Source organism: Sinorhizobium terangae, assembly GCF_029714365.1.
GTDB classification, from domain to species: Bacteria; Pseudomonadota; Alphaproteobacteria; order Rhizobiales; family Rhizobiaceae; genus Sinorhizobium; species Sinorhizobium terangae.
In genome coordinates this window covers 1,804,482-1,830,793 of record NZ_CP121660.1, presented here as the reverse complement: position 1 = coordinate 1,830,793, position 26,312 = coordinate 1,804,482, and the positions used below count along the sequence as shown (strand labels likewise).

Genomic DNA, 26,312 nt, shown 5'->3' with positions numbered 1-26,312 from the left:
ATCATGCACGTATCGGAAATCATGACCAGGGACGTTCACCTCGTCAGCCCGAACGACACCATCACTGACGTCGCAAGGCAAATGGCGGAAAACGACATCGGCTTCCTGCCGGTGGGAGACCACGACCGGCTGGTCGGCATGATAACGGACAGGGACATCGTCGTTCGCGGTGTCGCAGACGGCCTCGACCTTCAATCGAAGGTTGGTGACATCATGACGACCGATGTCAAGTACTGCTTCGAAGACGAAGAAGTGGATGAGGTCGCGCGCAATATGGGCGACGTCCAGGTTCGGCGCCTGCCCGTGGTCAACCGCGACAAGCGATTGGTCGGCATCGTATCGCTTGCCGACGCTGCCCGCGAGCAGCCCGCGACGGCCGGTACTGGCCTTAAGGGCGTCACTGTTCCCGGCGGATCCCACAACCAGGCCGGACGAAGCGGCTAAACGTACCCACTAGGCTCCGGCCGATCCTTGGGTATGGCGCAGGCGAGCGCGAGGCGGAACAAAAGTCCTGCCTCGCGCTTTTCTTGCAACAAAGGAGTCCCGGAGATGCCAGGGAAGCAATACGGCAGCGATAGCGGTGCAGTTCCGCGTCGCGCACAATCGGGCTCGCGTGAACAAGGTCATGCGGGCAGATCATTGAACACGGGAAGACCGCAAGAGGCATGGAAGGCGGCGGAAAAGGGCCTGCCCGAGGCGGAGGACAGGGCCCCGTCCGGCGGACACATTGCCGATGCCGGGGACGCCGCGGGATGGATGCCAAGCACGACCGATCAAGAGGCGACCCCGGCAGACCCGCCGAAGCCGCGCCCCCGTGATTACGGTGAGAACATACGCAGCTCGGTGAGGGATGTTTCTGGATCCGAGTCCGGTGGTGGCCACGTGATGCTTGGGGGTGACGCCGAGCAGAGCGATGATGGCACCGGGGGAAAGACGTGGAATCAGGCCCTCGGCGAAAACACGAATGCCGGAATGGCCCGCTTTTTCGGTGCGATCGCGCTCTTCATCTTGATTTCTGCGTCCCTGTTCTGGCTCATCGGTGGCTGATCGACACCATTACAGGAATGCCCTAGCCCTCTTGGTACAGGGAACCAGCATGATTTCAGCGTTTACGGCGCCTGAGGGCGCGAAGGGTGCGAGACCAAGCCACCCGATGGCGACTGGCCCATCACCCAAGGTGGAGTGAGTGAACTGATGTCGTTTCTGCGTAACAACGGATTGACGATCGCGCTGTGCGCACTGACCTCTGCGACCATCGCCGGCATGGTGGTCAGCGGCTTGTATGCTTACAACCACGATGCGGCCTTGCACGATGGCACGACACTAACCGTCGCCTCGTACATCTTGTCGGGTCATTTTCTCTCAGCTCTCTTCGAGAACTGGGAAAGCGAATTTCTGCAGATGTCCGCTTACGTTTGCCTCACGGCGTTCCTCTTTCAACGCGGCTCGGCAGAATCGAAGGACCCGGATGCCGGATCGAACGATGATGATCCGATCTGCAAAAAAAGTAATCCGGCGGCACCATGGCCGGTTCGGCGTGGTGGTGTGCTTAAGGCGCTCTATTCCTATTCGCTTGGCGTTGCCCTCGGCGGCCTCTTCGTGCTGTCCTTTGTACTGCACCTGCGCGCAAGCGCGGCCGCGGCAAATCTCAATGCTTCTGCCCATGGCGAAGCAGCTTCGGACCTCTGGAATCACCTTTTCAGTTCTGAATTCTGGTTCGAATGCTTCCAGAACTGGCAATCGGAATTTCTTTCCACTTTGGTCCTCGTGGTCCTTTCCATCTTTCTCCGCTTTCGCGGATCGCCGGAATCCAAGGGCGTCGCCGCTCCCACGTGGCAAACCGGCAAGTAGGAGGAGAGCGCCTCCCCACCGGTGGCGTCCGTTAGCCTTTCCACATAGGGAACATAATTGACTATCGCCGGTTCCGGGAGTGTCGGAATCGATGCGGCGCCATCTGTCGTCCGAAGGAGAAAAGAGATGCCTGCAAAATCGAAAGCACAGCAAAAGGCCGCAGGTGCCGCGCTTGCCGCCAAGCGAGGAGAACAGAAGAAGAGCGAACTCAAGGGTCCTTCGAGGAGCATGGAAAAATCCATGACCGAAAAGGAGCTTGAGGAAATGGCCTCGACAAAGCGCAAAGGCAAGAAGGAGCACGTGTCCAAGTCATAGGCTTTCAGTGGGCGGCTTCCTGTGGATGCCGTCCGCCTGGCCGACACGACCGTCGCGGCGCTGATGCCCGAACGTTTGGTAGTCTTCTCCGACGTCGGGCGCGTCCGCCGGCGCTCGCACTTTTCCTTGTCCCGTTCTGGCGATTTACATGAAGAACCCGGCGCAATACGTTATCGTGAGATCCTCGCCATGACGAAGGATAAACGGATGGAAGAAACCAAGGCACGCGCTGGGCCGGACGTCGACAAGGCCGTCGATGAGCGGATCGCCGCTCTCATGGACAAGATACAGAAGGAAGCCGTGCCGGAGCGGCTCCTGGAACTGGCTCGGCAACTGCAGGATGCGCTCAATGCACGCAAGCGCTGAGGGAATGCTCCTCCCCGCTGCGGCTAGTTCAAAGGATTTCCATGCATCTGGACTATTAATTCTTCGCGTGCGCGGCTGAGGCGGCTCTTGATGGTGCCGATAGCGCAATCGCAGATGTCGGCCGCTTCCTTGTAACTCATGCCGAAACCGGCGACGAGGACGAGAACCTCCCGATGCTCGGGGGTCAGTGACGCCAAAGCATCACGAAGTTCGCCATTCAGAACCGACCACTCCTGCGGAGGTGCCATGGGAATTGGCAGCTCGGCGCAATTGGTGTTTCCAGGGCTCTCGCGCGTCCGGATCTTGTACTGCGTCCGAAACGTGTTTCGCATGATGGTAAACAGCCAGGACTTCAGGCTGGTACCCGGTTCAAATTGACCGATGCTTCTTAGCGCCCGATACAGGGTTTCCTGCAGGAGGTCGTCCGCCTCGAAGGGTACCGAGGTGAAAGTCCGGGCAAACGCCCGCAGAGCAGGCATCAGGTCGACGACCTGCTCTTCTATGTGATGATGCGATTTGTGAAGCGCATGAATGCCGGTGGCAGGCATATCGAATACTGCCCTTTGCACGAACAGAAGATTGGTAATGTCGAACAATGCCTAGCTGGCCTTTTGGTTCCATCGACGATATTTGCTGAGCGAAGGGACGTCCCGTTACTAGGTCCGGGTGATCCCCCTGGAGAGGCGGCCCTTTTTCGACCGACGCTGCCGGATGGCGACTTGGCTCCCTTCGGTTTCAATGCGCGAAATGCGATTGCGCGTCGAGGCGCCGGTCACGCCGCGCGCAGCTCGCTAGCTGCCGCTAACCGGGCAAATGCCATCGCAAATCTCCAACCATCGCAATCTCTAAAATGCCTCGGTCTGATGCGATCCTTGAACATGGTTGGGGCCAGGCGCCTACTTTCTTTTCGTGAAGGTTGGCCGGAGGCAGGTGTTTGCCCGCCAAAGGAGGTACGCAATGAAAAAGCTTCCCAGAATGATCGCTTTGTCGCTGTTTGGGCTCGCGTCCGGGACGGCAATGCCGCTCATTCCCCTGAGTGGCGATAGCGGTTCGTCAAGCAATGCCTACGCAGACAACGCTGTGATTATCATACCAGGAACTGGAAGTGACGACAGCGGCCGCAGCGGCGGCAGCGGTGCGCAGGATAGCGTGGGTTCCGGCAGTGGTCCCGAGGATACCGGTAATGGCGGAACAGGCGGCGATGGTGCAGGCACCGGCGGCGGGGACAGTTCCGCCAGCAGCGGCGGTGAGGGCACCGGCACCGGTGGCGGCGCGTCGGGCGGTGGCGGCGATTGAGGGCGGCAAATCTGACCTGAACGACGTGCATAAAATCAATGAGCTAAAGCGCGTCGCATCAGTCCGGTTGAACGCGACGCGCTTTATGTAACCCCCGACTGGGGTCTGAAGAGGTTCTTCTTGTTGAAGGACCTCTTTTTTGTGCCGTTCGTCAAAACGTGATTCCGTCTGCAATCGGCCGTTGCGACGAAAGCGCACGTGCCGCTTTCGTGCGGACACCTTAGACCCGAGAGAGATCGAAGCCAGAGAGATCACAGCCTAGAGAGATCACAGCCAAGAGCCAAGCCAGGCCTGCGAGTGCCTGGGAACCAATTGCGTTACCGCTGGTTGGGTCTCTCAAGGAACTGGTTGTGGAGGTGTCTCAAGAAAGGAGCATATCAATGAAGAAATTTGCCATGACGATTGCGGCGCTGCTGACGGCTGTGGGTTCCTCGGCGATTGCCCAGGATACTGTCGTATTGCCCGGCGAAGTCAGAACCTATGTGCTCGAACAGAATACGCCATCCGTTCAATATGAGGGCGATATTGTCGTCGGCCAGCCGGTGCCTGACGTGGTGCAAGTCTACCCCATTCCGGAACAGCCTGATTTCGCCTACGCGGTCGTCAACGAAAAGCGGGTCATAGTGAACCCGAAGACGCATACGGTCGTGCAGGTTCTTGAATAGCTGCGCCACTGCATGGTTCCTTGAACCGAGATCGATTTAGGGACGAAATCATGCAGAAAATCAAAGTGCTACAGCGTCCTTTGCGCGTATGATTGGACGCCCGGCGCTGTAGTCCCGATGAATGTTCGGGGACGCAAGATGGGAAAACGCGTGGAAAGCACCGAATTTCGATTGGCTGCGCAGCGCGAAATTCTCGTGGCCGTTCTTTCCGCGCTTGCAAAAAATGACGACGCCTGGCGGGAGATCAACCGTATCCTGGAAGAAGAACTGATCGTGCAGGATCACGAGGAAGATCCGGGCATCGTTCCGTCCGAGGCCTTTGCCCGGCAGAACGCGGTGACGGCGGAAATCTCATCCATTCTTCAGGACGCAAGCGCACGTGCAGCCCGCGGCGCCAGCCCTGCCGCGCCCAAAAGCGATCGTTGAGATCGTTCAGAAATACGAAATAGCCTGCTGCACGGGGGAACCGCTCCCCTGCTGGTGCGTTAAGGAAGCATTGCGGCCTACAGCGCCGCGCGTCAACGCATGCGCAACGATCGCTGTAGAGCTTTGAGTTTCTGCCTGATTTTGTCCTTAAATCGGTTCCGATTTTAGGGGGATCATGCAGCATCCGGTGCATGTCCACACGAGCAGAAGGGAGCATATCGTGCGGCAAAGATCGAAGCAAAAGCGACCGAGATTCCTTCGGCCGCCTGAAAATCCGAGTCTCAAAAAGACGCAGCGAAACACGTGGCAGCCCCAGGTGATTGTTCCATACCGCGTCGATCTTACACTCAAGAAACCGCTAGATGAGGAAGTCAGGGTGCCTGCATCCATCAATGGCAGGAGTCTCGTCAATGGCCGCCCATGAGGACAGATCGATACGCGTCCGGGACGTGATGTCCAAACAGGTCTTTACAGTTTCACCCAGCGATACGGCGCAATCGGTTGCGCGACTGATGGAGGAGGCAGAGGTGGGCGCGTTGCCGGTCGAGGCTCCGGGCGTCGGAACGATCCTCGGGATCGTCACGGAACGCGACATCCTCGCTTCGGTGGTCGCGCAGGGACTATCGACATCGACGGCTGTGTTCGAATTCATGACGGTTTCAGCCGAGTACTGCGAGGAGGAAGACAGCATCCTGCTGGCCGCGCAAAAGATGCATGAGTTCAAGATACGCCGCCTCGTCGTCCTTGACGAAAAAAAGCATGCGGCCGGCATCATTTCCCTGGCCGACATCACGCGCGCCAGCCCGGAACTCGGGGGGCTCGTGTTGGAGGGAATGAGCCGTCAGGAGCCCCAATCCCATGCGCTTGAAGGAGCCTCGATATGCCAAGCCTGATGCAGGATCGCCTGTGGAGCGAGGTGGTCATCCTGGAGGCGCCAAGGCGGGTGCTGCGGGTGCAGAGCACGCGCGACGCCTTTCTATGTCTCAAGAACCACTGGCCGCTCGCCGATGGAAAGGCAAAAAGCGAAGCATTGGCTGCATGCGATCGCGTGATCGAGGGAAATGACGAACCCGACGCCGCGCGTTCCGCCTTCATCAAGGCGGCCGAGGAAGCGCAATTCCGCGTCAACAGCTGGACCGGTGCCTGATTGGCGCGAGCGTTCCGGCGAGGCAGGGCCTGCGGGCCGATAGCATAGGCGACCGGATCATGTCGGATCGCCGGGCCGTCGCGGCTGCTTCCAGCTTATTTCACGCTTCTCTCATCCGTTGTCAGAGGAACGGCTTGCCTCCGGTCACGGCGACCGTCGCGCCCGATACGTAGCTCGACATCGGGTCCGCCAGCATGACAAAGGTCGAAGCCAGTTCCACCGGCTGGCCCGGACGCTTCATAGGCACCTGCTTGCCGAAATCGACGACGGAATCCTCCGGGAGGGTCGAGGGGATCAATGGCGTCCAGATCGGGCCCGGAGCCACGACATTCGCCCGGATTCCGCGGTCAGCCAATAGCTGCGCAAGGCCGGCCGTGAAGTTATGGATTGCACCCTTCGTGGCGGCATAGGCGAGCAGGGTCGGGTTGGGACTGTCGGCATTGATGGAAGCGGTGTTGATGATGGCACTGCCTTCACGCATATGCGGCACCGCTGCCTTGGTCAGATAGAAGATGGCATGAATGTTGACCCGGAAGGTCAATTCCCATTCCTCGTCCGTTATGTCCTCGATCGCCCGGAAGGACGCCTGGTGAGCCGCATTGTTGACGAGAATGTCTATGCCGCCAAGCTCTTCGATGGCCGTGTCGACGATCCGCCGGCAGTGATCGGGGGACTGGATGTCTCCCGCCACGAGTACGGCCTTGCGCCCGGCTTCCTCGACGAGCGCCTTCGTCGCGCGGGCATCCTCGTGCTCGCTGAGGTAGGCGATGAGGACGTCAGCGCCCTCTCTGGCGTAGGCGATCGCCACAGCCCGGCCGATGCCGCTATCGCCCCCGGTTATGATCGCCTTCTTTCCTTCCAGCCGGCCCGAACCCTTATAGGAATTCTCACCGTGATCCGGCATTGGCTCCATTCGTTCCGTCGTTCCGGGCATGGCTTGAGGCTGCCGCGCAAAGGGAGGGCGAGGGAAGGTATCCATTTCCAAAAACTCCGTGTTGGATCAGGCAGCCGTTCGCAGAGTCCGTCGCGTATCGACTACAGTGCCGCGCGTCGTTGTGGACGTGCGAAGGTCGCTGAATCATGCAGCAGACGTAACCCGAGCCACACATGCTTTGTTCCGGAGGTATTTCGTCGAACGTGCCGATTTGAGCAGAACATGCCCGGGCGGCGTTTCCTCGTTTTCGGGATAGGCGTAACGAAACCACGCGCCATGGCGGCAACGCTCTCCGCGCCGATCCACGAGGGCACCTTCCTGCCCTGGGGATGACTCAGGGTTGTTGGAAAGGATTTCGGTCGGAACTTCTCATCCGGCATGGCGTTGACTCACCAGCAACGCTCAGGAGGAAGAGGTGAAAACGACGGAAAAGCAGCGCAAGGACGCCAAGGGCGCCCAGCGCGGCGCGGCCGGACAGAGACCGGCCGAGAAGGATAGCGACCTGCATCCGCGCTCGAAAACGCAACCTGTCGAGCCGGACGATCTGCCAAACCATCGCGCGATGCGCGAGGCCGCGCGGCAAAAGCGGGACGACTATCTCGTGGAGTCCGATCTCGAGGATGCGGATCAACGCTATCCGACGCCGGGCATGAAAGACCAGGAATGAGGAGCGGAATGATGGCACTGAAAACGCCGAGAGCCGGCTTCACCGGCAAACCAGCAGAACCCGATCTGAAAACGAAAACACAGGATGTTGCGCGCTACGTCCGCGACGAGGCGGCGGTGGTTGCCGGGACGGCCCGCGATCATCCGGCGGCGCTGAGCGGCACTGTGCTCATGGTCGCCGCCCTGGCGTTCGTCGCCGGGTATGTCATGGGCGGCACGCCGGCCACTCCCGCGCGCAGCCAGAGGTTCTGGTCGCTTTGATATAGCGCCGCGCGAGCTTTTCTCAGGCCGATCGGGAACAAATCGCCGCCCATCCAGTTTATGTGTCGGACCGCGTGGAACAAGTCCCCTCTCCGCAAGCCCCTACGGATCCGCGCGTTCCCAAACAACAGTGCAGATCGGGCTCCACCAATCGGTGGGGCCCTTTTCTTGGGCGCGATACTCGAAAGTCAGGAACGATTTTCCCCCGCTCAGGTTTTTCCATTGAACATTCTGGAGAGCAATGATGAAAAAGCCAAAATCAGGTGCACCCGGCACGACAGAACAATCGCCGCGCTGGGAAGGACCGGAGGAGACGAGGCCGCGGGGTTACCTTCCCGCCAAGGATGATCCCAAGCGGGGCAGGGATGCGGCTGGGGAAAATCTGAAAGATCCGCACCGCGGCAAGCTGTCGGACGCGGGTAAGACCAAGGGCGACTAGCTTTACCTGAGCAGGCCCTGACCACCGTCTATCCAGATGGGGCTGCCAGTGACGTGTCGCGCGTCATCCGAAACCAGGAATCGAATCACCTCCGCAACGTCTTCGCTGCGGCCGGGTTTGCCGCCGGTGATCGGGATTTGGCCGTCCGGCCATTCTACCGGTATTGCGGTTTCGTCCGCATTGCGCAGGTTGGTGTTCTCGTCGATCCGCGTCTCGATCTCTCCCGGGCACACGGCATTCACCCGAATGCGGTGCCTGGCCAATTCAAGGGCGAGTTGCTGGACCATCGCCACCTGCGCCGCCTTGGTAGCGGCGTATGCGGTTGCTCCAGGTGTGGTGAAGGTCCTGGTGCCGTTTATCGACGATACGATGACAATTGCACCGCCGCCGTTTTGCTTGAGATAGGGAACCGTCGTGTGCAGCGTCAGAAACGTCCCGCGCAGATTGACGGCAATGGTCTTGTCCCATTCAGACGGCTTCAAGTCGTCGATCGGCGCCCAGACGCCGTTGATGCCGGCATTGGCGACGACGACATCGAGATGCTCGAATTCACGGACGAGTGTCTTCACCGCGTTTCGCATCGCAAGCTCATCCGCGACATCGGCTTCGAGCACCAATGCTTGGCCCCCGGCAGCACCGATCGCCGAGGCGCAATCTTCGAGCTCCGCGCGGGTGCGACCGAGCAGGCCGACCTTCACTCGGTCGGCGACAAGAGCAAGGGCGGTGGCGCGGCCGATGCCGGATCCCGCTCCAGTGACCAGGGCGACGGACGACCGATCCGCCATGGCCTAATGCTTCTTCCTATGGTCGCTGGCGATGGTTGAACCCGTGACGGAAACGGGGTCACTGGCAGGAAAGGTATCTTCCAGGCCCTGGTCGAGCTGGCGCTCCATCTCGGCCGCGTCCTTGGCTGCCCTTGCGGTCCGTGCAGCCTTCACGTTACGCTCTACGTCGGCATCGCTGCTGTCCGGCGCATCGGCGTGTGCAAGCTCCAGCATAACCGCCTTGGCCCGTTCGACGGCGTTTAGCCGGTTAATGCTCCGCGATGCGTCGTTGCGCATCGAAACGGAAACGATCTCTCCACCTTCACCGACGAATTCGACCGTGAAACCTGATCGGCCGCCCTGTTCGGGGATGACCTGTGTTCCAACGAGATGCATGCGTGACCTCCTGGCAACTTGGGTTTGTTACGCAAACGGGCCTCAGTGGCGTTTGGTTCCAGCGACGCCACGGCTGTGCTTACGATCGCCGCCGTTGTCGTTATGCTTTTCCTGTGGGCTGGCGCTCGACTGCGCGCGACACCTTCTCGTGCAGGGCGCGATCGTCCTCGTTTTGACCGTGCTCCTTGAGGATCTCGGTAATGCGCTTCAGTTCTGCCTCTTCGAGCTCCTCGATGCCGATATATTCGTTCTCTGCCGAGCTCGTCAGGATGAGCTCGTCAAGCTTCGCCTGGACCGCTTTGGCGTCGCGGTTCTGGGAGTTTTGCAGCACGAAAACCATGAGGAATGTCACGATCGTGGTACCGGTGTTGACGACCAGCTGCCACGCTTCGGAAAAACCGAACAGCGGCCCGGTGATGCCCCAGACGACGATCGTGGCGACGGCCAATGCAAAGGTAACGGGACGCCCGGAATATTCCGCAACAGCGGTCGAGAATTTGGTGAACGCATTGATCTTTTTGGACATTCGAGATACCCCGGCGGTCATTCGATTCCGATAACACTCCAGCGCGGGAAAGAGTTCCACGAGCCCGACCCCATGTGGCGGAACGAGGCGCCGAGCCTGCGAGTCGTGTCAGGAAAGCAGCTTCCGCGCCGTTGCCTCGGATGCCCTTACCTTTTCAGGAATTGCCTGAGCGTTGCGACGTCTTCGAAGAACGCCGCCGGGTCGTCGTTTGCCACGAATTCCAGCATGGCGTATCGCCGCCCGGTCCAGCGCGACGGGGGCATGGCGGCAAGAACCGTCCGCCAGTAATCGGACGCCGATTTCAGGGGGAGGCGCTTGCGATGGGCATCCCAGGCGAAGACATGAAGATGCGAGACATGCTGGCCGATTTGAGCGATCTCGGCCAGAGCTTCTGCAAGAGGGAGCCCCGGCCGTGGCTGCCAATAGAGATAGACATTGTCGTGCGCAATCGCATCGATCAGGCGCCGCGCCGAATCCGTCTCATCCGTCAAGGATTGTGGGTGATATTCCAGCGACACGGTGACCCCATGCCGCGCGGCTTCCGCACCCATGTCGCGAATTGCAGCCGCTGCAGCGAGTCGCTCACTGGCGCTGTAGTCCTTGGAATCGCGCTGCCGCGTACCGGGCCAGATACGGATATTCGAGGCTCCAAGCGCAAGCGCACAGTCGAGGGCACGCCGGAACGCGGCAAGGTCATCGGTGGGCGGCGCGACGTAGGAACCATAAGACGTCGCCAGGCCCGCCTCTTCCGAGAGGCGCCCGACGTCCCGGGCGACCGGCCCGTTCCCCGGAGGGACATGGGCGTCGCCCGCCCATTCGATCGCCGCAAGCCCGGCTTCCGCCGCCAGCTCGACGATCCTGCTTGCGGGAAGGCTGCGGAACGTGACCGTGCAGAGCCCGGGTTCGAAGGTGCTCATGCCATGCGCTCCAGATCGGCCTTGCGAATCTCGTAACGCAGCGGCCTGCCTTCGATGAACCGTGCGATCTCATCGGCTGCCATCTCGCCGAGGCGCGTCCGTTCAAGACCGACAGCGCCGGCAATGTGCGGGGTCAGGAACACGTTCGGGAGGTCATAGAAGGGAGAGCCTCTTTCCGGCACCTCGGGATGGGTGACGTCGATGACGGCATTGATCGTGCCGGTCTTCAGCTTGTCGATCAGCGCGGCTTCGTTGACGAGCGCACCGCGCGCCGTGTTGATCAGCGTCGCGCCGTCCTTCATCAGAGACAGGCGCCGCGCGTCGATCATGTGCTCGGTCTCGGGTAGCGATGGCGCGTGCAGCGACACGATGTCCGCACGTGCCATCAGGGTATCGAGATCGACCTTTTCGGCATGGAGGGCGGACGCCGAATCCTGCCCGACGAGCGGGTCATAGAGCAGCACCTGATAGTCGAACGGACGAAGAAGCTCGATCACCCGCCTGCCGATCCGTGACGCGCCGACAATCCCGATCGTGCGGCGATAGTTTCCAATCGGCTGCCCCTGAAGGAGATAAGTGCGGGTGCGGTCACGGTCGGTGACGTAGAGGTCGCGGAACTGGAACACCTGCTTGCCGGCAAAAATAATCGCCGCAAGTGTGAACTCGGCGACCGGCACGGCATTGGCTTCGGCCGCATGGCTGACGGCCACGCCTGCGTCGAAGACGCATTCGTCAATCACGCCCTTGATTGTCCCGGCCGCGTGCACGACGAGGCGAAGGCGCGGTGCCGCTGCGAGCGCCGCTCTGTCGAACAGGGGCGCACCCCAGCCGGTGACCAGGATTTCCGTTTCAGCCAGCAGCCGCTTTGCCCGGCCATCGCCGAACTCCGTCATCGGCCGTTGATCGAGAACACGCCCGAGACTGTCGAACTTGAGCAGAAGCTCCGGTGTGAGGACGTACCGCGTCCTTTCGGGCTGCATCGCAAAGGCAATTGGTGGGCGCGTCATGGCATTCGTCCGGGCGCGTCCATCGCGCTCACGCTCTCGCCCTGCTTCGCGAGGGCACGCAGCGCGTCAATGTCCGGGGCGGCCGGCGGCCTCGTCCAATCACCCGACACGGCGGAGGTGTGGCGAACGGCCAATACGGCACAGCGCAGAATGGTCTCGCCGGCCGGTATGGTGGCGCGCAGTTGTGGCACCAGCGTCTTTGCGAAGATCAGGTTCGTATTGGGCGGAGCCTTCTGAGCGAGGCCCTCGCGCGCAACGGACGAGCCGAGATCGCGGATCCCGCTGAAATCCTCGGCACCAATCGCATGGGCCGAACCGGATGCTGCCAACAGCGTGTCGGCCTCGAAGTCGCGTCTGGCGATCGCGAAGCCGCCTTCGGCTGTCTCGAGCTCCCTCGGTGTCGTGATCCGATGCACCCGCACATGCCAGGGCGCCGACGGCAGCAGCCATGTTTCGACGACGACGTCCGGCCAGAGCGACCATTTCGCGTAGAGTACATTGCCGGCGAGGCGGGCCTCGTCATTGCTCTCGCGCACCCGGTAGTGAATGCCGTCGTCGCTGAAGGCCAGCATGGAATCGAAGGCACCGCCGGCAAAAGCCCGTTCGTCGCTCTCGACGCTGAAGCCGTAGCGTGTCGAATAGGCGAACTTCGCGTATTTCTCCGAACCGAACCGCATCTGCCGGTTTTCCTGACCGGAGGAAAGTGCGACCACGTCCCCTTTGCAAGGCATCATCACCATGCCCGGATGACGAAGCGGGACCGTCTTGTCGAGCGGCGCCGGAGGTGCTTCGGGACTTGTCCAGAACGGGTGGTCTTCGCCGACCGCGAGCGGCAGGAAGGCCTTGAACGCCCAATAGGGCGAGCCCGCCGAATTGTAGCTTTCCGACATCAGGAGGTTCGGATAGCCGTAGCCGATCGACAGCACGCCGTCGCGGTGGGTCATCGGCTTGTCAGCCCACCATCTGAGGTGGCGCAGGCAAAGGCCCTTGATCTCACCCCAGGGCAGCGCCTCGAGATCGGCAAAGGCGAGCGCCGACCAGAAGCCCGCGCAGGCGAAACGGTAGGTGAGGCTGCGGCCGAAGGGAAGCGTCGCGCCGTCCTGTGCGAACCAGTGGCGAAAGTCCTGCGCAAAGGCGAGGGCCCGCTCGCGGTAGCGCTTGGCATAGTCGTCGTCGACGAGCCGCGAATAGATCAGGCCGTAGAAGTGCATGGCAAAGGGGATGTAATGGTCGATACGCCGGACGTTGCCGTCGCGATACCAGCCATCCGCAATGTAGAAACCTTCAAGTTCGGTGAGATATTGCTCGGTCAGGCTCCGGTCGTATTCGACGCCGAGACGATCGAGGGCGACGTCGACGAAGATGCGGAAGAATTTCCAGTTGTTGTCGGCATAGTCAAACTGCCGGGCGTGGATGAGATAGGCGATGAGGTTGTCTTTCGCCCGCGAGTTCAGCGGATCCCAGATTTTTTCCGGCACCAGGGCAAGCGCGAAGCCGAGCGCGGCGAGCTCGACCATGCGCTGGTCGCGACCGTTGACGGCGCCCCAGTATTCGGGATGGTTCGGGTCGGTGCCGTTGGCGATCCCGTCCGCATAACGGTCCCAGTGCGCGAAATGGCCGCCGCCGGCGCCGAAAGGCGCGAGCCCCCAAAGGGGCCTTGCCAAACCCTCGAGATCGGCGGCGGCGCGGTCGAAGTGGGCAGCGGCCGCGTCGAGGCGAACGCGGGCGTTTCCTTCCGAAAAATATGGCAGCAGCGGATTGAAGAGGTCGGTCAGGGCGCGCTGCATGTCATTGCGCGTTGCCAGCGGATTGGAGCCAAGCGGATTGGCACTGGCAGGATCATAGGTCATGAGCGCTGTCCTTCGTCTAGCGTGCCGCCACGGACCGGGATGACGGAATGGGACACATGCCGGGCGGGGGCTTCCGGGTGACGGAAGCGGAAATGCATCATGCCGACAGCCTCGCGGCCGAGGGCTAAGCGATCGACGCGCATCGTCGCCAGACGTGGGCTTGACATCTCGGCGCACGGCAGGTCGTCGAAGCCGACGATGGCAAAATCCTTGGGCACCCTGAGGCCGAGCTCGGTCACCGCTTCAAGCACGCCGACGGCGACAAAGTCGTTCATGCAGAAGGCAGCCGAGAAACCGGGGTCCTGCTTGAGTGAGGCGAGTGTCGCCGCATGCGCCTCGACGCTCGCATTGGTCTCGAACGGTAGGCGGATAACACGCGCATCGCCTCCGACCGAAGCGACTGCCGTTTCGAAACCGCGTATGCGCTCGCGGATGGTCTGGCGATGCGATCCGGTCAGGTGGAGGATGCGGCGGTGGCCGGCATCGATGAGCCGCTGCGTTGCGGCATAGGCGCCGAAGAAGTTCGACGGCGAGACGCCGTCGAAGCGCAGGTGAGGGTCGGTACCGTTGACGAGGATCACGGGCGTGCGGCTTTCGATCAGCCATTCGCTGAGTGCTTGACCGGGATCGATGCCGACCAGGAACAGCCCGTGCGCGCCGACGGAGTTCATCAGATCCCGGACAGTCTCGGGCGTCGCCTTCGCCTCGCTGACGAGGCGGATGTCAAAGGGAATGCCCTTGAGGGCCGCCTCTGAACGCAAGCCCTCGACAATACCCTCGTAGAAAATGCTCAACACCCCGGTGACGCCATTGCTCGCGATCAGCGCCAAGGTCCCGGGGTTCGTCTTCGGGCCAGCCTTCAGGGGATAGCCGAGGTCGCTCGCAACCTTGAGAATCTGTCGGCGGACGTCTTCGCTGATGCCGGGTTCGTTCGCGAGAACGCGCGAGACGGTGGAAACCGAAACTCCGGCGCGGGCGGCGATGTCGGATTGGCGGAATCGTTTTGCGGGCGTGTCACTCATATCGCAAATATTACGCAAATTATGCAAATTTGCAAGACGGAAAACAATTTCTTGCACGATTTTGATTTTTGCATAATGCTGTTGCGGAACTTTGGTCCGCCGGACGCTGGAGGAGAGCGCGAGGCAGATAACGAGAGGAGGACTCGCATGCTGATCAATCGACGCACATTCATGCTCGGCGCAGCCGGCGCGACTGCTGGCATTGCGCTTGGCCCCGGCGGCCTCCGGCCGACCTTTGCGGCAGAAGACGTCAATCTGCGCGCCATGTGGTGGGGCTCCAATGATCGCTCGAAGCGGACATTGAGCGTTGCCAAGCTCTTCCAGGAGAAGAACCCCGGCATCACCGTTGTCGGCGAGAGCCTGAGTGGCGACGGTTACTGGACAAAGCTCGCGACACAGATGGCCGGTCGCTCCATCGCCGACATTTTCCAGCTCGAGCCCAACACGATTTCGGACTACTCGAAGCGCGGCGCCTGCCTCGCCCTCGATCCGTTCCTCGCTTCGGTGCTGGACGTGAAAGGCTTTGGCGAGGATGTGCTGAAGCTGACCACCGTGGACGGCAAGCTTTGGGGTATTGGCCTCGGCCTCAACTCCTTTGCACTGTTTTACGATGCCGACGCCTTCGCAAAGGCAGGCATTACCCCTCCCGGGCTTGACACCGCCTGGTCGGAATACGCCGACATCGCTGTCGAGATGGCGAAGGCCACCGGCAAGGGCGGCGGGCCGTATGCTGCTCGTTACACCTATGTCTTCGACGCCTGGCTCAGGCAACGCGGCAGCAGCCTTTTCAACGAAAGCGGATTGGGCTTCGGCGTCGAAGAGGCGAAGGACTGGTATGCCTACTGGGAGGATCTGCGCAAGCGGGGCGGCACTGTGGGAGCCGACATCCAGACCCTTGACCAGAATACCATCGACACCAACTGCCTGGCGCTCGGCTATTCGGCGATCGGCATGGCCTATTCGAACCAGATGATCGGCTACCAGCTCATCATGAAGAGCAAGCTTGGCATCGGCATGCTGCCGCGGGGCGAGAAGGGCGGCCCTTCCGGCCACTACTATCGTCCCGCTCTGATCTGGAGCGTCGGCGCCACCACGGAGCATGGCGAAGAAGCCGCCAGGTTCATCAGCTTCTTCGTCAACGACGTCGAAGCCGGCAAGATCCTCGGGGTCGAACGCGGCGTGCCGATGTCACCGAAAGTTCGCGAAGCGATACTGCCACAGCTTAACCCGACGGAAGCCGAAACGGTCAAATACATCAACGCGCTGAAGAACCAGGTCGGCAGCTATCCACCCCCTGCACCGCTCGGAGCGACGGAGTTCGACCATCGGGTATTTCGCCCGATTGCCGACGAGCTCGCCTTCGACCGCCTATCAATCGCGGATGCTGCGACACGTCTCGTCGAGGAGGGGAAAGCGACCGTCCGCGCCGGCTGAGCGCATGCTTATTGGATCGTTGCGCTCAGCGCCGGAGTCCACCTGCGAGTTGGTTGCCGTGGTACCCCCCTCTGCCCTGCCGGGCAGAGGGGGGTGTTTACGCAGTCCGATCTGCCTCTAATCGCCGGCACGCCTTGACCGTCGCGAGGCGACCGCCCTGGTACATGCCGCGATCCGCGGGTCCGGGCTCGTGTCGCTCGATTGCCTCGCGGAAACGCTCGCTGCTGTCCACCGGTTGCCAGCCGAGGAAATCGGCGTGCGTGTTCGACCACCAGGCATCCCGGTTCGCCGAGGCGCCGTAGAGCACCAGGTAGCCGATGGTCTGGAGCCTCGAGCAGCCTGCGCACCAGCGACAGGAAATCGCGCGGGCTGAGCCAGGTGGAAAGCATGCGCCGGTTCTTCGGCTCCGGGAAGCAACTGCCTATTCTGAGACAAGCCGTCTCCAGGCCGAATTTGTCGAAGTAAAGCCGGGCAAGATCCTCGCCGAAGCACTTGCTGACGCCGTACAGGCTGTCCGGCCGACGGGGAGCCATGTGGTCAAGCGTCTCGCCGATGCGGTGGAATCCGGTCACATGATTGGTGCTTGCGAAGATGATGCGGCTGACGCCCGCCTTTCGTGCCCCCTCGTACAGATTGTAGGTGCCGAGGATGTTGGCCTGAGGCAGCCCGTCGAAATCGGCTTCGACGGGGATCGCGCCAAGGTGCAGGATCGCATCGCAGCCACGCGCAAGTTCCTCGACGGCCTGCCGGTCAGCGAGGTCGCACCGGACCACTTCCTCGCCATCCTCGGCCGGGCCAAGATCGGCGATATCCGATAGCCGCAGAACCTTCGCACTGCCTTTCAAGCCGTGCCGGACATGGCGGCCGAGCGCACCGCCCGCTCCCGTCACCAACAGTCGCGTCGTCATCCGGTTCACCTGTCCTCAATGGATTTCCGGTTCGGGCAGCTTATGGGGCGATTGCAGGAAGGTGAAGTCGCAGCCTTCGGGGGCCTGCTGGATATGCTCGGCATGCATCTTCAGAAAGCCTCTCGAATAATCGCGCTCCGGCGGTCGCCATTCGGAAAGCCGGTGCTCGATTTCCGCCGAGCCGACCTCCAGCGTGAGCGTCCGACAGGCGACGTCGAGGGCGATGATGTCGCCATCGCGGACGGCTGCCAGCGGCCCGCCGACGTAAGCTTCAGGCGCGACGTGCAGGATGCAGGCGCCGTAGCTGGTACCGCTCATGCGAGCGTCCGAGATGCGCACCATATCGCGCACGCCCTGTTTCAGAAGCTTCTTCGGGATGGGCAGCATTCCCCATTCCGGCATGCCCGGCCCGCCGACGGGACCGGCATTGCGCAGGATCAGGACCGTGTCGGCGGTGACGTCGAGATCCTCGTCGTTCACCGCCTCCATCATTGTCTCGTAATCGTCGAAGACGAGCGCCGGCCCGCGATGCTTGAGAAGGGCGGGGTCAGCCGCCGCAGGCTTCATGACGCAACCCTGCGGCGCGAGATTTCCTTTCAGGATCGCCGTGCCGCCGCGCGCGGCAACAGGATTGTCGAGCGGCCGGATCACGTCCGGCAAATGAACCTCGACCTCGCGGATGGCTTCACCGATGCTGCCGACGACATTGCGCTCTTCGAGATGCAGCAAGGGCTTGAGCTGCTTCCACAGCGCCGGCAGCCCGCCGGCATAATAGAAGTCCTCCATCAGGAATTCGCCGGTCGGACGGATATTGCAGAGGACCGGGACCTTTTCCGACATGCGATCGAAATCATCCAAGTTCAGCTTGACGCCGCATCGCCGCGCCATGGCAATCAGATGAATCATCGCATTGGTCGAGCCGGCCATCGCCATATGCACAGTCAATGCGTTTTCAAACGCCTTGACCGTCAGGATGTCCGAAGGTTTCAGATCCTCGAAGGTCATCTCGACGATGCGCGCGCCGGAAAGCGCCGCAATCCGCGAATGGCCGGCATCGGCGGCCGGGATGCCCGAGGCGCCGGGCAGTGAGAGACCAAGCGTGTCGGCAAGCGCCGTCATCGTCGAAGCGGTGCCCATGGTCATGCAGGTGCCGAAGGAACGGGCGATGCCTCGCTCCATCACGCCCCATTCGTGCTCGGTGATGCGCCCCGCCTCCTTTTCCGCCCAGTATTTCCAGACATCGGAGCCCGAACCGAGAGCCTGGCCGCGATAGTTGCCGCGCAGCATCGGCCCAGCCGGCACGAAGATCGTTGGAAGGTCGACCTGGATCGCGCCCATGATCGTCGCCGGCGTGGTCTTGTCGCAGCCGGCAAGCAGCACGACGCCGTCGACCGGATGCGACCGGATGAGTTCCTCCACCTCCATCGCAAGGAAGTTGCGGTAGAGCATGGTCGTCGGCTTCACGTAGGTTTCCGCGAGCGACATCGCCGGCAGCTCGATCGGGAAGCCGCCCGCCTGCCACACGCCGCGTTTCACCTCCTCGGCCCGGGTGCGCAGATGCGCGTGGCACGGATTGATGTCGCTCCAGGTGTTGATGATCGCGATCACCGGCTTGCCGGCGATTTCCGCATTGTCATAACCCATCTGGTAAAGCCGGGACCTGTGGCCGAAGGAGCGCAGGTCCCTGACGCCGAACCAGCGAAAGCTTCGAAATTCTTCCGGTTTCTTGCGTCCGGTCATCGGTCACCTCCTTTGCATTCCCGGGCAGGTCGGCTAGATTGCACCTGTTCAGAAAAATGACAGGTGAAGGCGGACCCTTGGACGACGTGATGTTGAAACTGAAACCGGCGCGGCGGGAGCGGCTCGCCGATGTTCTCTACGGCCAGATCCTCGAGCAGATCGCGAGCGGCCAGATGGCCGAGGGGGCGAAATTGCCGTCGGAAGCCCGGATCTGCCGCGACTTCCAGGTTTCCAGGCCGGTCGTTCGCGAGGCGCTGATGCGGCTGCAGGCGGATGGCCTGGTGGTTTCGCGGCAGGGCATCGGCACCTTCGTCAAGTCGCGCCCTTCCAACAAGCTGACCGATTTTGCAGCCTCGGCTGAGATCGCCAGCTATCTCAGGGCCTTCGAGCCGCGGCTGGCACTCGAAACCGAGTGTGCGGGACTGGCCGCGATGCGCCGGACCAGGGCCCAACTCAACCAGATCGGTGAGGCGCTCGCGGCGCTCGAGGGCGCCTTTGCCCGCGGCGAGACGGGCTGGGAGGAGGATTTCGCCTTCCATCTTGCCGTTGCCGCGGCAGCGGGCAATGAGCTTTTCCCGCGCCTCCTGGAAGAGCTTGGCGATATTCTGCGCGGCTCGATGCGCATGGCGCTCAGCCTGACACGGCAAGGCTCGGAGGACCGGCGGCGCCGCGTTCTCGAGGAGCACCGCAAGATATTCACGGCGATTTCCGGCCAGAACCGCGAGCTCGCGCGGCTCTACATGCGCTACCACCTGACGGAATCCAGGGCGCGCATCACCGGATCCCACGGGGATCTCTAGGGCGATACGCCGTCTGATCAAGTCGTTACTGCGGTCGGCGGGGGGTATCGACACCAATGTCTTCGCTTTTCGCCACTGCAGGCTGTTCGGATCCCGCTCCAGGGACAGTTGCCGAAGAGCGCGGCGCCTTACTCGCGCCATCTCCGGTACCATGTCAGGCGCTCGCCGAAAGTGGCCGGGCCCCGCGGGCCGCGGCTTCGCTCTTCGCCTTGAGCGCGCGCGCTGCCGCGGCGATGGCATCGAGCCGTTCGGCGCCGTCGAGATTCGACAGGAATTCCCCGATCGGACCGGTATCGCAGATACCGGCGAGTCTCACCGCTTCGTGCAGGACGCGGATCGGCGAATGGGCGTCGCGCAGATCCTCAAGCGGAAGGAAGCTTTCGCGAAGCGTCCTTGCGGCAGCGAACTCACCGGATTGGCACGCCTTCAGGATCGCGGTCGAGAGGTGCGGAGCGATGCATACCGACCCGGAGGTGAAGGCGGTGAGCCCCATTTCGACGTGATCGATCGCCGGACGCTCGCCGATACCGCTGACGATCCGCTCGCCCGAGCCGACGGCATCGAGGATGGCGGAAAGATAGGCATCGTTTTTGGGTTCGGGCCGCACGACGGCGTACTTCAAGGCAGCGATCGCGCCATCGCGGAAGAGACGCGCGACATCGCCGGCATTAAGGAAACCGTCATTCTTGACATAGGCGATCAACGGCCGGCCGGCGGCATCCGCCAGCTTGGCGAATCCCGAGACCAGGCCCGCCGAAGTCGTCGGGAAGGTGAGGGGGAGCACCATGGCGGTCGGAAAATTTCGCCCCCGCAGGATCGTCGCCTGGTCCATCGCCTTGCCGAAGTCGGCGCCAATCGAGGGGATCATCCAGCCGTCCGGCGGGGCAATGTCCTCGAGCATATCGAGAAGGCTGCCGAATCCCGTCACGCCGAAATTGTAGAGATTGGCGTTGCCGCCATAGAGATAGGTGGTTACCCCGCCCGAGAGCAGCCAATCGACTTGTCTGCGATTTTCCGTCGTGCTCGGCTCGCCATTCGCCTGACGGGCCAGCGGCGGCACGGAAAGGACCGAAGACCTGAGGGCGCCGACATCAACGGGGGTTGTTTTCATGGAAATCTCCTTGCCAGGTTTCCTGTATTTTTAATTTACAAGTTGAGCAAGGGCAATAGCAATGTTAGAGAAAACATCAGCTGATAATGCTCGAAAAACTGTGGCCTGCGAGAGACGCCCGTTCCCTCGGCCAATCCGACAACCTGTCAGACGATGGTTCCAGACATGTCTTTCGACTTGACATTTGACTGCGTGCTGGATTTGCGCTGCACGGTGGCTGAGAGCCCGGTCTACGACGACCGTCGAAACTGCCTGTTTTTCGTCGATATCGGCAAGGGCGCCCTCCATCGTGCAGATCTTACCGGGGCGGGCCACATCGCATGGACCTTCGACCACGGGGCCTGCTGCGTCGGGCTTGCCCACTCCGGAAGGCTCGTGTTCGCGCAACGGGATCGCGTGGTTCTGTTCGACCCCGAAAGCGGCGCTATCGTCAGGCAGATCGCCTCGATCCAAGCGGAAAGGCCGGACACACGCCTGAACGACGGCAAGGTTGGGCCCGACGGAGCGTTCTGGGTGGGGACGATGCATGAGGCGGCCAAACGGCAGCCGGTCGCTTCGCTATACCGCGTTATACCGGACGGCACGGTGGAGCGTAGGGTCGGCGAGATCATCTGTTCCAATGGTCTCGCCTGGAGCGCGGACGGCTCGGTTCTCTTTCATTCGGATTCGCGCGGGCCCTGGATCGACCGTTGGCAATTCGACCCCGCGACGGGTGCGATTTCCGAACGGCGCAGGCTCGCCGTTCTCGACGAGGCAAGCGGCCGTCCCGATGGAGCGGCAACCGACGTCGCGGGCAATTACTGGAGCGCCGGCGTTTCGGCCGGCGTCCTCAACTGCTTCTCAAGCGAAGGCGAGTTGATCAGGACGCATCGCTTCCCGGTGCCGGCACCTACGATGCCCTGCTTCGCCGGACCGGATCGCAAGACGCTGCTCGTCACGTCCCTGCGTCACGCCGATTCGTCTGAGGACAGTCGGGCCGGCGGCATTTTCGCTGCCCGAAGCCCGGTCGCGGGCGTCGCCGTGCACCGCTTCGATGACCGCCGGCTTTGAGGTCTCTTTGGCCGCAAGTTCAGGGAACGATGCCGCGGCAGGCCCAGGCAACGTTCGCAAACGACCTCGGACCATCCGGCCGGCCGGCCTCGTAGGCGTCGCGCAGGGCGGCATCGGTGCGTGCCCGTTCTGTGGGCCCGAGCGCCGCTACATATTTACCGAGCGGTCCTTCGCCTGCGGCAATCGGCGCCCAGTAGTCGTCGAAGTTCTGGTAGTCCATGCGGATCATGAGCTGGGTTTCCGAAACGTCGACGAGACCCTGCTCCACAAAAGTCCTTTTCATTTCGCCCGGCTGCATCATCGGCTGAAAGCAATAGCGCGCGCGGAGCTGGCGACCGCCTTCGCCGAGTGCCGCCACCGTGTCGACCATCATCCGCATGCCGGGCATGCCGCCGAGATGGTCCCACACAGCCGCCGCGACGACGCCGCCCGGCCGCACGACGCGGCGCATCTCGGCGACCGCCTTGTCGGCGTCGGGCACGAAATGGAGCACGAGCAGCGCCAGGGCGCGGTCGAAGGTCCCATCTGCGAAGGGCAGGGCGCAGGCATCCGCCTGCTGGATCTTTATACGCGGATCGGTGTTGCGCCGGCTCGCCTCCGCGACGAAGACCGGCGAATAGTCGATCGCTGCGATCTGTGCGAGATCCGCGGTCCTTGCGAGCGCAAAAGTGAGGCTGCCGGTGCCGCAGCCGACGTCGACAATCTTTTCGCCGTCGGCAAGCCCGGAGAACTCGATAAATAGCGGCGCAAGTCGCTGACTCCAGCGTCCCATAAGCTGTTCGTAGCCGGCCGCGTCATGGACATTGAAGCTGGAGGTCATCGAAGTCTCCATAGGTTGCGCGCATGGTAGACCTCGACCTGCCGTTTGCCAAGCGCGAGCAGACAGCGTCAATGCAGCAGTTCGCGTCCGATTCGCGACTTGCCTAGTGCAAGTGTTTCAGCTTGTCGGGGTTCCGCACGACATAGATCGCGGTAACCTTTCCGTCTTCGATATCGAGTGCAGTCGTCTGAAGTTCGCCATCGCCTTCCAGCGTGACGAAACCGGGCAGTCCGTTGATGAAGCCGGCATGCACGAGTTTCGAGCCGTGCTTCTGAAACAGGACCGCCAAACTCTGGTGAACCTTCATCACGGCATCGAATCCGAAGATCGGCTTCATCGCTGCCGGACGCTTGCCGCCGCCGTCGGCATGGACGCTGACGTCGGCCGCCAACATCGCACCGAGCGCCTTCATGTCGCCGCTGCGCGAGGCCGTGAAGAAGGCTTCAGCGATCTCGAGGCTTTTCTGTTTCTCGATCTGGAAGCGAGGCCGCGCCTCGCGGACATGGGTGCGCGCGCGGCTGGCGAGCTGGCGACAGGCAGCCGGGTCGCGCTGGATGGTCGCCGCGACTTCCTCGAATCCCAGCCCAAAAACGTCGTGCAGCAGGAAGGCCGCCCGTTCGAGTGGAGATAGGCGTTCCAGGGCAAGCATCAGGGGCAGAGTGACGTCTTCCTCCTGCTCCTCTTCCACGACCGGGTCGGGAAGCCAGGGACCGATATAGGTCTCGCGCTGGCGTCTTGCCGACTTGAGCTGATCAAGGCAGAGCCGCGTCACCGTACGGCGCAAGAACGCCTCGGGCTCGCGCACCGCCGAGCGATCGGCCCCCATCCAGCGGATGAAGGCCTCCTGCACCATATCTTCCGCGTCGGCGACGGAGCCGAGCATGCGATAGGCGACGCGCATGAGCCTCGGACGCAGCGGATCGAATTCCGCCGCTGCGTCCTCGTGACGGGTGTCCGTCATCAGGCGGCCGCCTCGGCGGCGGCCCTGGCCGCGGCCGGATCGGCCCAAAGGCTGAAGCCAACCGCAAGGCGGTTCCACCCGTTGATGACATTGATCATGAGCGTGAGCTTCACCTGCTCCTCCTCGGTAAACTGAGCCTTCAGGGCGTCATAGGCGCTTTCGTGCGTATGACCCTCTGACAACCGCGTCAGTGCCTCGGTCCAGCCTAGCGCGGCGCGCTCGCGATCGGAATAGCAGGGGGCTTCACGCCAGGCCGACAGCAGGTAGATACGCTGCTCCGTCTCGCCTTTTGCCCGCGCTTCCACCGTATGCATGTTGATGCAGTTGGCGCAGCCGTTGATCTGCGAGGCGCGGATCTTCACCAGTTCGATGAGGCTCGGCTCCAGGCTCGCGGTGACGGCAACCGTCGTGCCCATCCAGTTCTTCATCAGCGACGGCGCAGCGGCGAACGGGTCGAGTTTGGGAGTCATGGTTCAGTTTCCTTCTGTTGGTTCCGACACCATGACGAGACAGGATCTGCGAGTGTGACATGAGGACAGAAATTTCTTATCGGTGCGTGCTTTTCCGCAGGCAGGCGGACTTCGGCCGACGCGCTTGAGTACCCCTGTGGAATCACTGCCGGAGTAGTTACTGACCCCGTTTTCGCTGTTAAGGGACGACTTCGGAAGCTGCCGACATCAACTCTTCGGGATTGAGCGCCCGGCACATATTCTGGCCTTCGTCTTCAACTTCCGTAAAGCTCCAGCGCACGACACCTTCTCGATCGAGCAGGAAATGACCGACGAGCTGCATGTGCCCGGGAATCCTCACCTTCTGATCGGCGTCTGTAATTTCGTACCCATCCCTCGTGTTAAGAAGGTCGCCTGCTGCGTCCGGATTCATCGGTTCAGGCAACTCCCCGGGCCGATCGACCCGCATTGTCGTGACCACATCCATTCCGACCTTGTATGGCCAGTCGGTCTCATTTTCCGTGAACTCGAGGAGAGGTAAGCCGAAGGCGCGGTGTGAAGCTCGCTCCGGATCGGATGCAGCAAGAAGGCCGGGTATCGGATGATAACGGAAATAGAGTCGCGCGCGTTCGACCGGGGTGTTTACCACCGCTAGAGAGTTCACGCCTTTCTCACGCAGTGCCGGGTTGAGCTGTGCCATCGCGGCGACATGGCGCCGGCAGAATGGACAGAGCAGGCCTCGAAACAAACCGATCAACAACGGGCTGCGGCCGCGAAAATCATCAAGTGCAATCGTTCCGTCGCGCGAGATCGCATCCAGCACGATGTTTGGCGCCCGGTCGCCCGGTTGCAACGGATGGTCGGTATAGGGCGCAGACATGGGCAACCTCCTTCCCCGGGGCAGTCGAGAAAAGGTAGCACTGCAAGTGCTTCGAGGTCGAGCTGGCGTCCCAGGGCGAAATGGCGTTCGGCCTTACAGCCAGGGTATACCCCCATAGCATGGCCCCACATTGGCCCATGAGCAAGCGGTAAACGGCGGAGCGACCCCATCGGTTACGTTCCATCCGCGCAGGCGGTGCCGCGCTTAGATCGCCTTGCCGTCGGCGCCGAAGACGTGGCAGCGCGAAGGATCGAAGTGAACGGCGAGATTGGTGCCGCGCTCCACCTTCTGCTGGCCCTCGAGCGCGACCGTGACGTGCTGACTGTCAGGGGTGATGCCGTAGAGCATGGTTTCGCCGCCGAGGTTTTCAACCAGCTCGACATTGATCGGGGCGAGCGCGATGCCATCTTCGTGTGCGGAAAGATGTTCCGGCCGGATGCCGAAGGTCACGTCCTGTCCCGGCGCTGCGCCATCCAAGACACGCGGCAGGCGGATCGTGCCGCCGCAAACCTGGATCGCGGTTTCCGCTTCGCCGACGGCAGCGATGCGCGCCTTGAGGAAGTTCATTTTCGGGCTGCCGATGAACCCGGCGACGAAGCGGTTGACGGGGTTGTTGTAGAGATCGAGCGGTGCTCCCACCTGCTCGATCCGTCCGGAGTTCAGGACGACGATCTTGTCGGCCATGGTCATGGCCTCCACCTGATCGTGGGTCACGTAGATCATCGTGTTGCCGAGATCACGATGAAGCCGCGAGATTTCGACGCGCATCTGCACGCGGAGTTCCGCATCGAGGTTGGAAAGCGGTTCGTCGAAGAGGAAGATGCGCGGTTCGCGCACGATCGCCCGGCCGATCGCGACGCGCTGGCGTTGGCCGCCGGAGAGCGCCTTCGGCTTGCGGTCGAGCAGCTTCTCGATCTGCAGGATCTCGGCGGCGCGACGCACTTTCGGCTCGATCTCCGTTTTTCTGTAGCCTGCCGTCTCAAGGCCGAAGGCGAGATTCTTGTAGACCGACATATGCGGATAGAGCGCATAGGACTGAAACACCATGGCGATACCGCGCTTGGCCGGCGCCACCTCGTTCATCCGGTCGTTGTCGAGCATCAGCGTGCCGCCGGTAATCTCTTCCAGACCGGCGATCATGCGCAGCAGGGTCGACTTGCCGCAACCGGAGGGGCCGACGAAGACGGCGAACTCGCCGGGATCGATGGTCAGGTCGATGCCGTGGATCACATCGAGCGCGCCATAACGCTTCTCGACCTTCTGAAGAACGACGCTGGTTGCCATTTCGAATTCCTCCCTGCGGCCTCTGCC

At 62.0% G+C, this 26,312-nt stretch carries 32 protein-coding genes and 1 pseudogene; 16 read left to right on the top strand and 17 right to left on the bottom strand.

Annotation, left to right across the window (positions count from 1 at the left end; translation table 11 throughout):
- Positions 1–3: 3 nt before the first annotated feature.
- The 5 genes from QA637_RS27240 to QA637_RS27220 all read left to right on the top strand — a co-directional run bounded on the left by QA637_RS27240 (position 4) and on the right by QA637_RS27220 (position 2,532).
- Positions 4–444 carry a CBS domain-containing protein gene (locus tag QA637_RS27240; RefSeq protein WP_153440298.1) on the top strand — a complete coding sequence of 147 codons (441 nt, stop codon included), beginning with the start codon at positions 4–6 and terminating at the stop codon, positions 442–444.
- A 195-nt stretch (positions 445–639) separates the two neighbouring features.
- A complete protein-coding gene (locus QA637_RS27235) occupies positions 640–1,047 on the top strand; it encodes a hypothetical protein (RefSeq protein WP_283065876.1) in 408 nt (135 codons plus the stop codon).
- 147 nt (positions 1,048–1,194) lie between these two features.
- Positions 1,195–1,851 carry a DUF6766 family protein gene (locus QA637_RS27230; protein ID WP_283067365.1) on the top strand — a complete coding sequence of 219 codons (657 nt, stop codon included), beginning with the start codon at positions 1,195–1,197 and terminating at the stop codon, positions 1,849–1,851.
- 126 nt (positions 1,852–1,977) lie between these two features.
- A complete protein-coding gene (locus QA637_RS27225; protein ID WP_153440430.1) occupies positions 1,978–2,166 on the top strand; it encodes a DUF3008 family protein in 189 nt (62 codons plus the stop codon).
- 21 nt (positions 2,167–2,187) lie between these two features.
- Positions 2,188–2,532 carry a hypothetical protein gene (locus QA637_RS27220; RefSeq protein WP_283065874.1) on the top strand — a complete coding sequence of 115 codons (345 nt, stop codon included), beginning with the start codon at positions 2,188–2,190 and terminating at the stop codon, positions 2,530–2,532.
- A gap of 23 nt (positions 2,533–2,555) precedes the next feature.
- Here the strand turns inward: QA637_RS27220 and QA637_RS27215 are convergent, their stop codons facing one another.
- Positions 2,556–3,080 carry a sigma-70 family RNA polymerase sigma factor gene (locus QA637_RS27215; RefSeq protein ID WP_346283790.1) on the bottom strand — a complete coding sequence of 175 codons (525 nt, stop codon included), beginning with the start codon at positions 3,078–3,080 and terminating at the stop codon, positions 2,556–2,558.
- Between the two features lie 409 nt (positions 3,081–3,489).
- On the opposite strand from QA637_RS27215, the gene QA637_RS27210 reads away from it, so the two are divergent.
- The 5 genes from QA637_RS27210 to QA637_RS27190 all read left to right on the top strand — a co-directional run bounded on the left by QA637_RS27210 (position 3,490) and on the right by QA637_RS27190 (position 6,066).
- Positions 3,490–3,828: a hypothetical protein gene (locus QA637_RS27210; protein ID WP_153440294.1), complete on the top strand. Its 339-nt coding sequence runs from the start codon at positions 3,490–3,492 to the stop codon at positions 3,826–3,828.
- Between the two features lie 380 nt (positions 3,829–4,208).
- Complete coding sequence (locus tag QA637_RS27205; protein WP_153440293.1) at positions 4,209–4,493, top strand: DUF1236 domain-containing protein; 285 nt, start codon at positions 4,209–4,211, stop codon at positions 4,491–4,493.
- Between the two features lie 150 nt (positions 4,494–4,643).
- A complete protein-coding gene (locus QA637_RS27200; protein WP_428843150.1) occupies positions 4,644–4,919 on the top strand; it encodes a hypothetical protein in 276 nt (91 codons plus the stop codon).
- 410 nt (positions 4,920–5,329) lie between these two features.
- Positions 5,330–5,812: a CBS domain-containing protein gene (locus tag QA637_RS27195; protein ID WP_283065871.1), complete on the top strand. Its 483-nt coding sequence runs from the start codon at positions 5,330–5,332 to the stop codon at positions 5,810–5,812.
- On the top strand, positions 5,800–6,066 hold the full coding sequence (locus QA637_RS27190; RefSeq protein ID WP_153440291.1) for a DUF982 domain-containing protein: 267 nt from the start codon (positions 5,800–5,802) through the stop codon (positions 6,064–6,066). Before QA637_RS27195 ends, QA637_RS27190 begins: the two co-directional genes overlap by 13 nt.
- A 121-nt stretch (positions 6,067–6,187) precedes the next feature.
- On the opposite strand, the gene QA637_RS27185 is transcribed toward QA637_RS27190, so the two are convergent.
- Positions 6,188–7,045 (bottom strand): SDR family oxidoreductase, encoded by an 858-nt coding sequence (locus QA637_RS27185; RefSeq protein ID WP_283065869.1) that lies wholly within the window; start codon positions 7,043–7,045, stop codon positions 6,188–6,190.
- 370 nt (positions 7,046–7,415) lie between these two features.
- On the opposite strand from QA637_RS27185, the gene QA637_RS27180 reads away from it, so the two are divergent.
- The 3 genes from QA637_RS27180 to QA637_RS27170 all read left to right on the top strand — a co-directional run bounded on the left by QA637_RS27180 (position 7,416) and on the right by QA637_RS27170 (position 8,366).
- Positions 7,416–7,667 (top strand): hypothetical protein, encoded by a 252-nt coding sequence (locus tag QA637_RS27180; RefSeq protein WP_184108470.1) that lies wholly within the window; start codon positions 7,416–7,418, stop codon positions 7,665–7,667.
- Positions 7,668–7,675: 8 nt separating this feature from the next.
- Positions 7,676–7,927, top strand: a complete 252-nt coding sequence (locus QA637_RS27175) for a hypothetical protein (RefSeq protein WP_283065866.1) — start codon at positions 7,676–7,678, stop codon at positions 7,925–7,927.
- A gap of 244 nt (positions 7,928–8,171) precedes the next feature.
- Positions 8,172–8,366, top strand: coding sequence for a hypothetical protein (locus QA637_RS27170; RefSeq protein WP_153440288.1), 195 nt, complete (start codon positions 8,172–8,174; stop codon positions 8,364–8,366).
- A gap of 2 nt (positions 8,367–8,368) precedes the next feature.
- Here the strand turns inward: QA637_RS27170 and QA637_RS27165 are convergent, their stop codons facing one another.
- From QA637_RS27165 to QA637_RS27135, 7 genes are all read right to left on the bottom strand, one after another.
- Positions 8,369–9,151, bottom strand: coding sequence for an SDR family oxidoreductase (locus QA637_RS27165; protein WP_283065865.1), 783 nt, complete (start codon positions 9,149–9,151; stop codon positions 8,369–8,371).
- 3 nt (positions 9,152–9,154) lie between these two features.
- Positions 9,155–9,526 (bottom strand): hypothetical protein, encoded by a 372-nt coding sequence (locus QA637_RS27160; protein ID WP_153440286.1) that lies wholly within the window; start codon positions 9,524–9,526, stop codon positions 9,155–9,157.
- A 100-nt stretch (positions 9,527–9,626) separates the two neighbouring features.
- A complete protein-coding gene (locus QA637_RS27155) occupies positions 9,627–10,052 on the bottom strand; it encodes a low affinity iron permease family protein (protein ID WP_153440427.1) in 426 nt (141 codons plus the stop codon).
- A 146-nt stretch (positions 10,053–10,198) separates the two neighbouring features.
- On the bottom strand, positions 10,199–10,969 hold the full coding sequence (locus QA637_RS27150; RefSeq protein WP_283065862.1) for a sugar phosphate isomerase/epimerase family protein: 771 nt from the start codon (positions 10,967–10,969) through the stop codon (positions 10,199–10,201).
- Complete coding sequence (locus QA637_RS27145) at positions 10,966–11,976, bottom strand: hydroxyacid dehydrogenase (protein WP_283065860.1); 1,011 nt, start codon at positions 11,974–11,976, stop codon at positions 10,966–10,968. Before QA637_RS27145 ends, QA637_RS27150 begins: the two co-directional genes overlap by 4 nt.
- Positions 11,973–13,826, bottom strand: coding sequence for a DUF2264 domain-containing protein (locus QA637_RS27140; RefSeq protein WP_283065859.1), 1,854 nt, complete (start codon positions 13,824–13,826; stop codon positions 11,973–11,975). The genes QA637_RS27145 and QA637_RS27140 overlap by 4 nt, the downstream gene beginning before the upstream one ends.
- On the bottom strand, positions 13,823–14,848 hold the full coding sequence (locus QA637_RS27135) for a LacI family DNA-binding transcriptional regulator (RefSeq protein ID WP_283065857.1): 1,026 nt from the start codon (positions 14,846–14,848) through the stop codon (positions 13,823–13,825). The genes QA637_RS27140 and QA637_RS27135 overlap by 4 nt, the downstream gene beginning before the upstream one ends.
- Positions 14,849–14,995: 147 nt before the next feature.
- On the opposite strand from QA637_RS27135, the gene QA637_RS27130 reads away from it, so the two are divergent.
- Positions 14,996–16,282: an ABC transporter substrate-binding protein gene (locus QA637_RS27130; protein ID WP_283065855.1), complete on the top strand. Its 1,287-nt coding sequence runs from the start codon at positions 14,996–14,998 to the stop codon at positions 16,280–16,282.
- A gap of 97 nt (positions 16,283–16,379) precedes the next feature.
- On the opposite strand, the pseudogene QA637_RS27125 reads toward QA637_RS27130, so the two are convergent.
- Positions 16,380–17,190 (bottom strand): annotated as a pseudogene (locus QA637_RS27125) (NAD-dependent epimerase/dehydratase family protein).
- 15 nt (positions 17,191–17,205) lie between these two features.
- Positions 17,206–18,930: an L-arabinonate dehydratase gene (gene araD / locus QA637_RS27120; protein ID WP_283065853.1), complete on the bottom strand. Its 1,725-nt coding sequence runs from the start codon at positions 18,928–18,930 to the stop codon at positions 17,206–17,208.
- A 77-nt stretch (positions 18,931–19,007) separates the two neighbouring features.
- Here araD and QA637_RS27115 point away from each other — a divergent pair, with 77 nt between their 5' ends.
- Positions 19,008–19,730: a FadR/GntR family transcriptional regulator gene (locus QA637_RS27115; RefSeq protein ID WP_283065852.1), complete on the top strand. Its 723-nt coding sequence runs from the start codon at positions 19,008–19,010 to the stop codon at positions 19,728–19,730.
- Between the two features lie 154 nt (positions 19,731–19,884).
- On the opposite strand, the gene QA637_RS27110 is transcribed toward QA637_RS27115, so the two are convergent.
- Positions 19,885–20,841, bottom strand: coding sequence for a dihydrodipicolinate synthase family protein (locus QA637_RS27110; protein WP_153440278.1), 957 nt, complete (start codon positions 20,839–20,841; stop codon positions 19,885–19,887).
- A gap of 165 nt (positions 20,842–21,006) precedes the next feature.
- On the opposite strand from QA637_RS27110, the gene QA637_RS27105 reads away from it, so the two are divergent.
- The gene (locus QA637_RS27105; protein WP_283065850.1) at positions 21,007–21,891 is read left to right on the top strand and encodes an SMP-30/gluconolactonase/LRE family protein; all 885 of its coding nucleotides are present in this window, start codon (positions 21,007–21,009) and stop codon (positions 21,889–21,891) included.
- A 19-nt stretch (positions 21,892–21,910) separates the two neighbouring features.
- Here the strand turns inward: QA637_RS27105 and QA637_RS27100 are convergent, their stop codons facing one another.
- The 5 genes from QA637_RS27100 to QA637_RS27080 form a co-directional block, all read right to left on the bottom strand.
- Positions 21,911–22,711: a class I SAM-dependent methyltransferase gene (locus QA637_RS27100; protein WP_283065848.1), complete on the bottom strand. Its 801-nt coding sequence runs from the start codon at positions 22,709–22,711 to the stop codon at positions 21,911–21,913.
- Between the two features lie 103 nt (positions 22,712–22,814).
- Positions 22,815–23,672 (bottom strand): sigma-70 family RNA polymerase sigma factor, encoded by an 858-nt coding sequence (locus QA637_RS27095; RefSeq protein ID WP_283065846.1) that lies wholly within the window; start codon positions 23,670–23,672, stop codon positions 22,815–22,817.
- Positions 23,672–24,142 carry a carboxymuconolactone decarboxylase family protein gene (locus QA637_RS27090; RefSeq protein ID WP_283065844.1) on the bottom strand — a complete coding sequence of 157 codons (471 nt, stop codon included), beginning with the start codon at positions 24,140–24,142 and terminating at the stop codon, positions 23,672–23,674. Before QA637_RS27090 ends, QA637_RS27095 begins: the two co-directional genes overlap by 1 nt.
- A gap of 178 nt (positions 24,143–24,320) precedes the next feature.
- On the bottom strand, positions 24,321–25,001 hold the full coding sequence (locus QA637_RS27085; protein WP_283065842.1) for a redoxin family protein: 681 nt from the start codon (positions 24,999–25,001) through the stop codon (positions 24,321–24,323).
- 204 nt (positions 25,002–25,205) lie between these two features.
- Positions 25,206–26,285 (bottom strand): ABC transporter ATP-binding protein, encoded by a 1,080-nt coding sequence (locus QA637_RS27080; protein WP_283065841.1) that lies wholly within the window; start codon positions 26,283–26,285, stop codon positions 25,206–25,208.
- Positions 26,286–26,312: the final 27 nt, after the last annotated feature.

Coding starts and splice junctions, on each gene's coding strand:
- QA637_RS27240 (WP_153440298.1), top strand. CDS start 4: ATGCACGTATCGGAAATCATGACCAGGGACGTTCACCTCGTCAGCCCG.
- QA637_RS27230 (WP_283067365.1), top strand. CDS start 1,195: ATGTCGTTTCTGCGTAACAACGGATTGACGATCGCGCTGTGCGCACTG.
- QA637_RS27225 (WP_153440430.1), top strand. CDS start 1,978: ATGCCTGCAAAATCGAAAGCACAGCAAAAGGCCGCAGGTGCCGCGCTT.
- QA637_RS27215 (WP_346283790.1), bottom strand. CDS start 3,080: ATGCCTGCCACCGGCATTCATGCGCTTCACAAATCGCATCATCACATA.
- QA637_RS27210 (WP_153440294.1), top strand. CDS start 3,490: ATGAAAAAGCTTCCCAGAATGATCGCTTTGTCGCTGTTTGGGCTCGCG.
- QA637_RS27205 (WP_153440293.1), top strand. CDS start 4,209: ATGAAGAAATTTGCCATGACGATTGCGGCGCTGCTGACGGCTGTGGGT.
- QA637_RS27195 (WP_283065871.1), top strand. CDS start 5,330: ATGGCCGCCCATGAGGACAGATCGATACGCGTCCGGGACGTGATGTCC.
- QA637_RS27190 (WP_153440291.1), top strand. CDS start 5,800: ATGCCAAGCCTGATGCAGGATCGCCTGTGGAGCGAGGTGGTCATCCTG.
- QA637_RS27185 (WP_283065869.1), bottom strand. CDS start 7,045: ATGGATACCTTCCCTCGCCCTCCCTTTGCGCGGCAGCCTCAAGCCATG.
- QA637_RS27175 (WP_283065866.1), top strand. CDS start 7,676: ATGATGGCACTGAAAACGCCGAGAGCCGGCTTCACCGGCAAACCAGCA.
- QA637_RS27170 (WP_153440288.1), top strand. CDS start 8,172: ATGAAAAAGCCAAAATCAGGTGCACCCGGCACGACAGAACAATCGCCG.
- QA637_RS27165 (WP_283065865.1), bottom strand. CDS start 9,151: ATGGCGGATCGGTCGTCCGTCGCCCTGGTCACTGGAGCGGGATCCGGC.
- QA637_RS27160 (WP_153440286.1), bottom strand. CDS start 9,526: ATGCATCTCGTTGGAACACAGGTCATCCCCGAACAGGGCGGCCGATCA.
- QA637_RS27155 (WP_153440427.1), bottom strand. CDS start 10,052: ATGTCCAAAAAGATCAATGCGTTCACCAAATTCTCGACCGCTGTTGCG.
- QA637_RS27150 (WP_283065862.1), bottom strand. CDS start 10,969: ATGAGCACCTTCGAACCCGGGCTCTGCACGGTCACGTTCCGCAGCCTT.
- QA637_RS27145 (WP_283065860.1), bottom strand. CDS start 11,976: ATGACGCGCCCACCAATTGCCTTTGCGATGCAGCCCGAAAGGACGCGG.
- QA637_RS27140 (WP_283065859.1), bottom strand. CDS start 13,826: ATGACCTATGATCCTGCCAGTGCCAATCCGCTTGGCTCCAATCCGCTG.
- QA637_RS27135 (WP_283065857.1), bottom strand. CDS start 14,848: ATGAGTGACACGCCCGCAAAACGATTCCGCCAATCCGACATCGCCGCC.
- QA637_RS27130 (WP_283065855.1), top strand. CDS start 14,996: ATGCTGATCAATCGACGCACATTCATGCTCGGCGCAGCCGGCGCGACT.
- araD (WP_283065853.1), bottom strand. CDS start 18,930: ATGACCGGACGCAAGAAACCGGAAGAATTTCGAAGCTTTCGCTGGTTC.
- QA637_RS27110 (WP_153440278.1), bottom strand. CDS start 20,841: ATGAAAACAACCCCCGTTGATGTCGGCGCCCTCAGGTCTTCGGTCCTT.
- QA637_RS27105 (WP_283065850.1), top strand. CDS start 21,007: ATGTCTTTCGACTTGACATTTGACTGCGTGCTGGATTTGCGCTGCACG.
- QA637_RS27100 (WP_283065848.1), bottom strand. CDS start 22,711: ATGACCTCCAGCTTCAATGTCCATGACGCGGCCGGCTACGAACAGCTT.
- QA637_RS27095 (WP_283065846.1), bottom strand. CDS start 23,672: ATGACGGACACCCGTCACGAGGACGCAGCGGCGGAATTCGATCCGCTG.
- QA637_RS27090 (WP_283065844.1), bottom strand. CDS start 24,142: ATGACTCCCAAACTCGACCCGTTCGCCGCTGCGCCGTCGCTGATGAAG.
- QA637_RS27085 (WP_283065842.1), bottom strand. CDS start 25,001: ATGTCTGCGCCCTATACCGACCATCCGTTGCAACCGGGCGACCGGGCG.
- QA637_RS27080 (WP_283065841.1), bottom strand. CDS start 26,285: ATGGCAACCAGCGTCGTTCTTCAGAAGGTCGAGAAGCGTTATGGCGCG.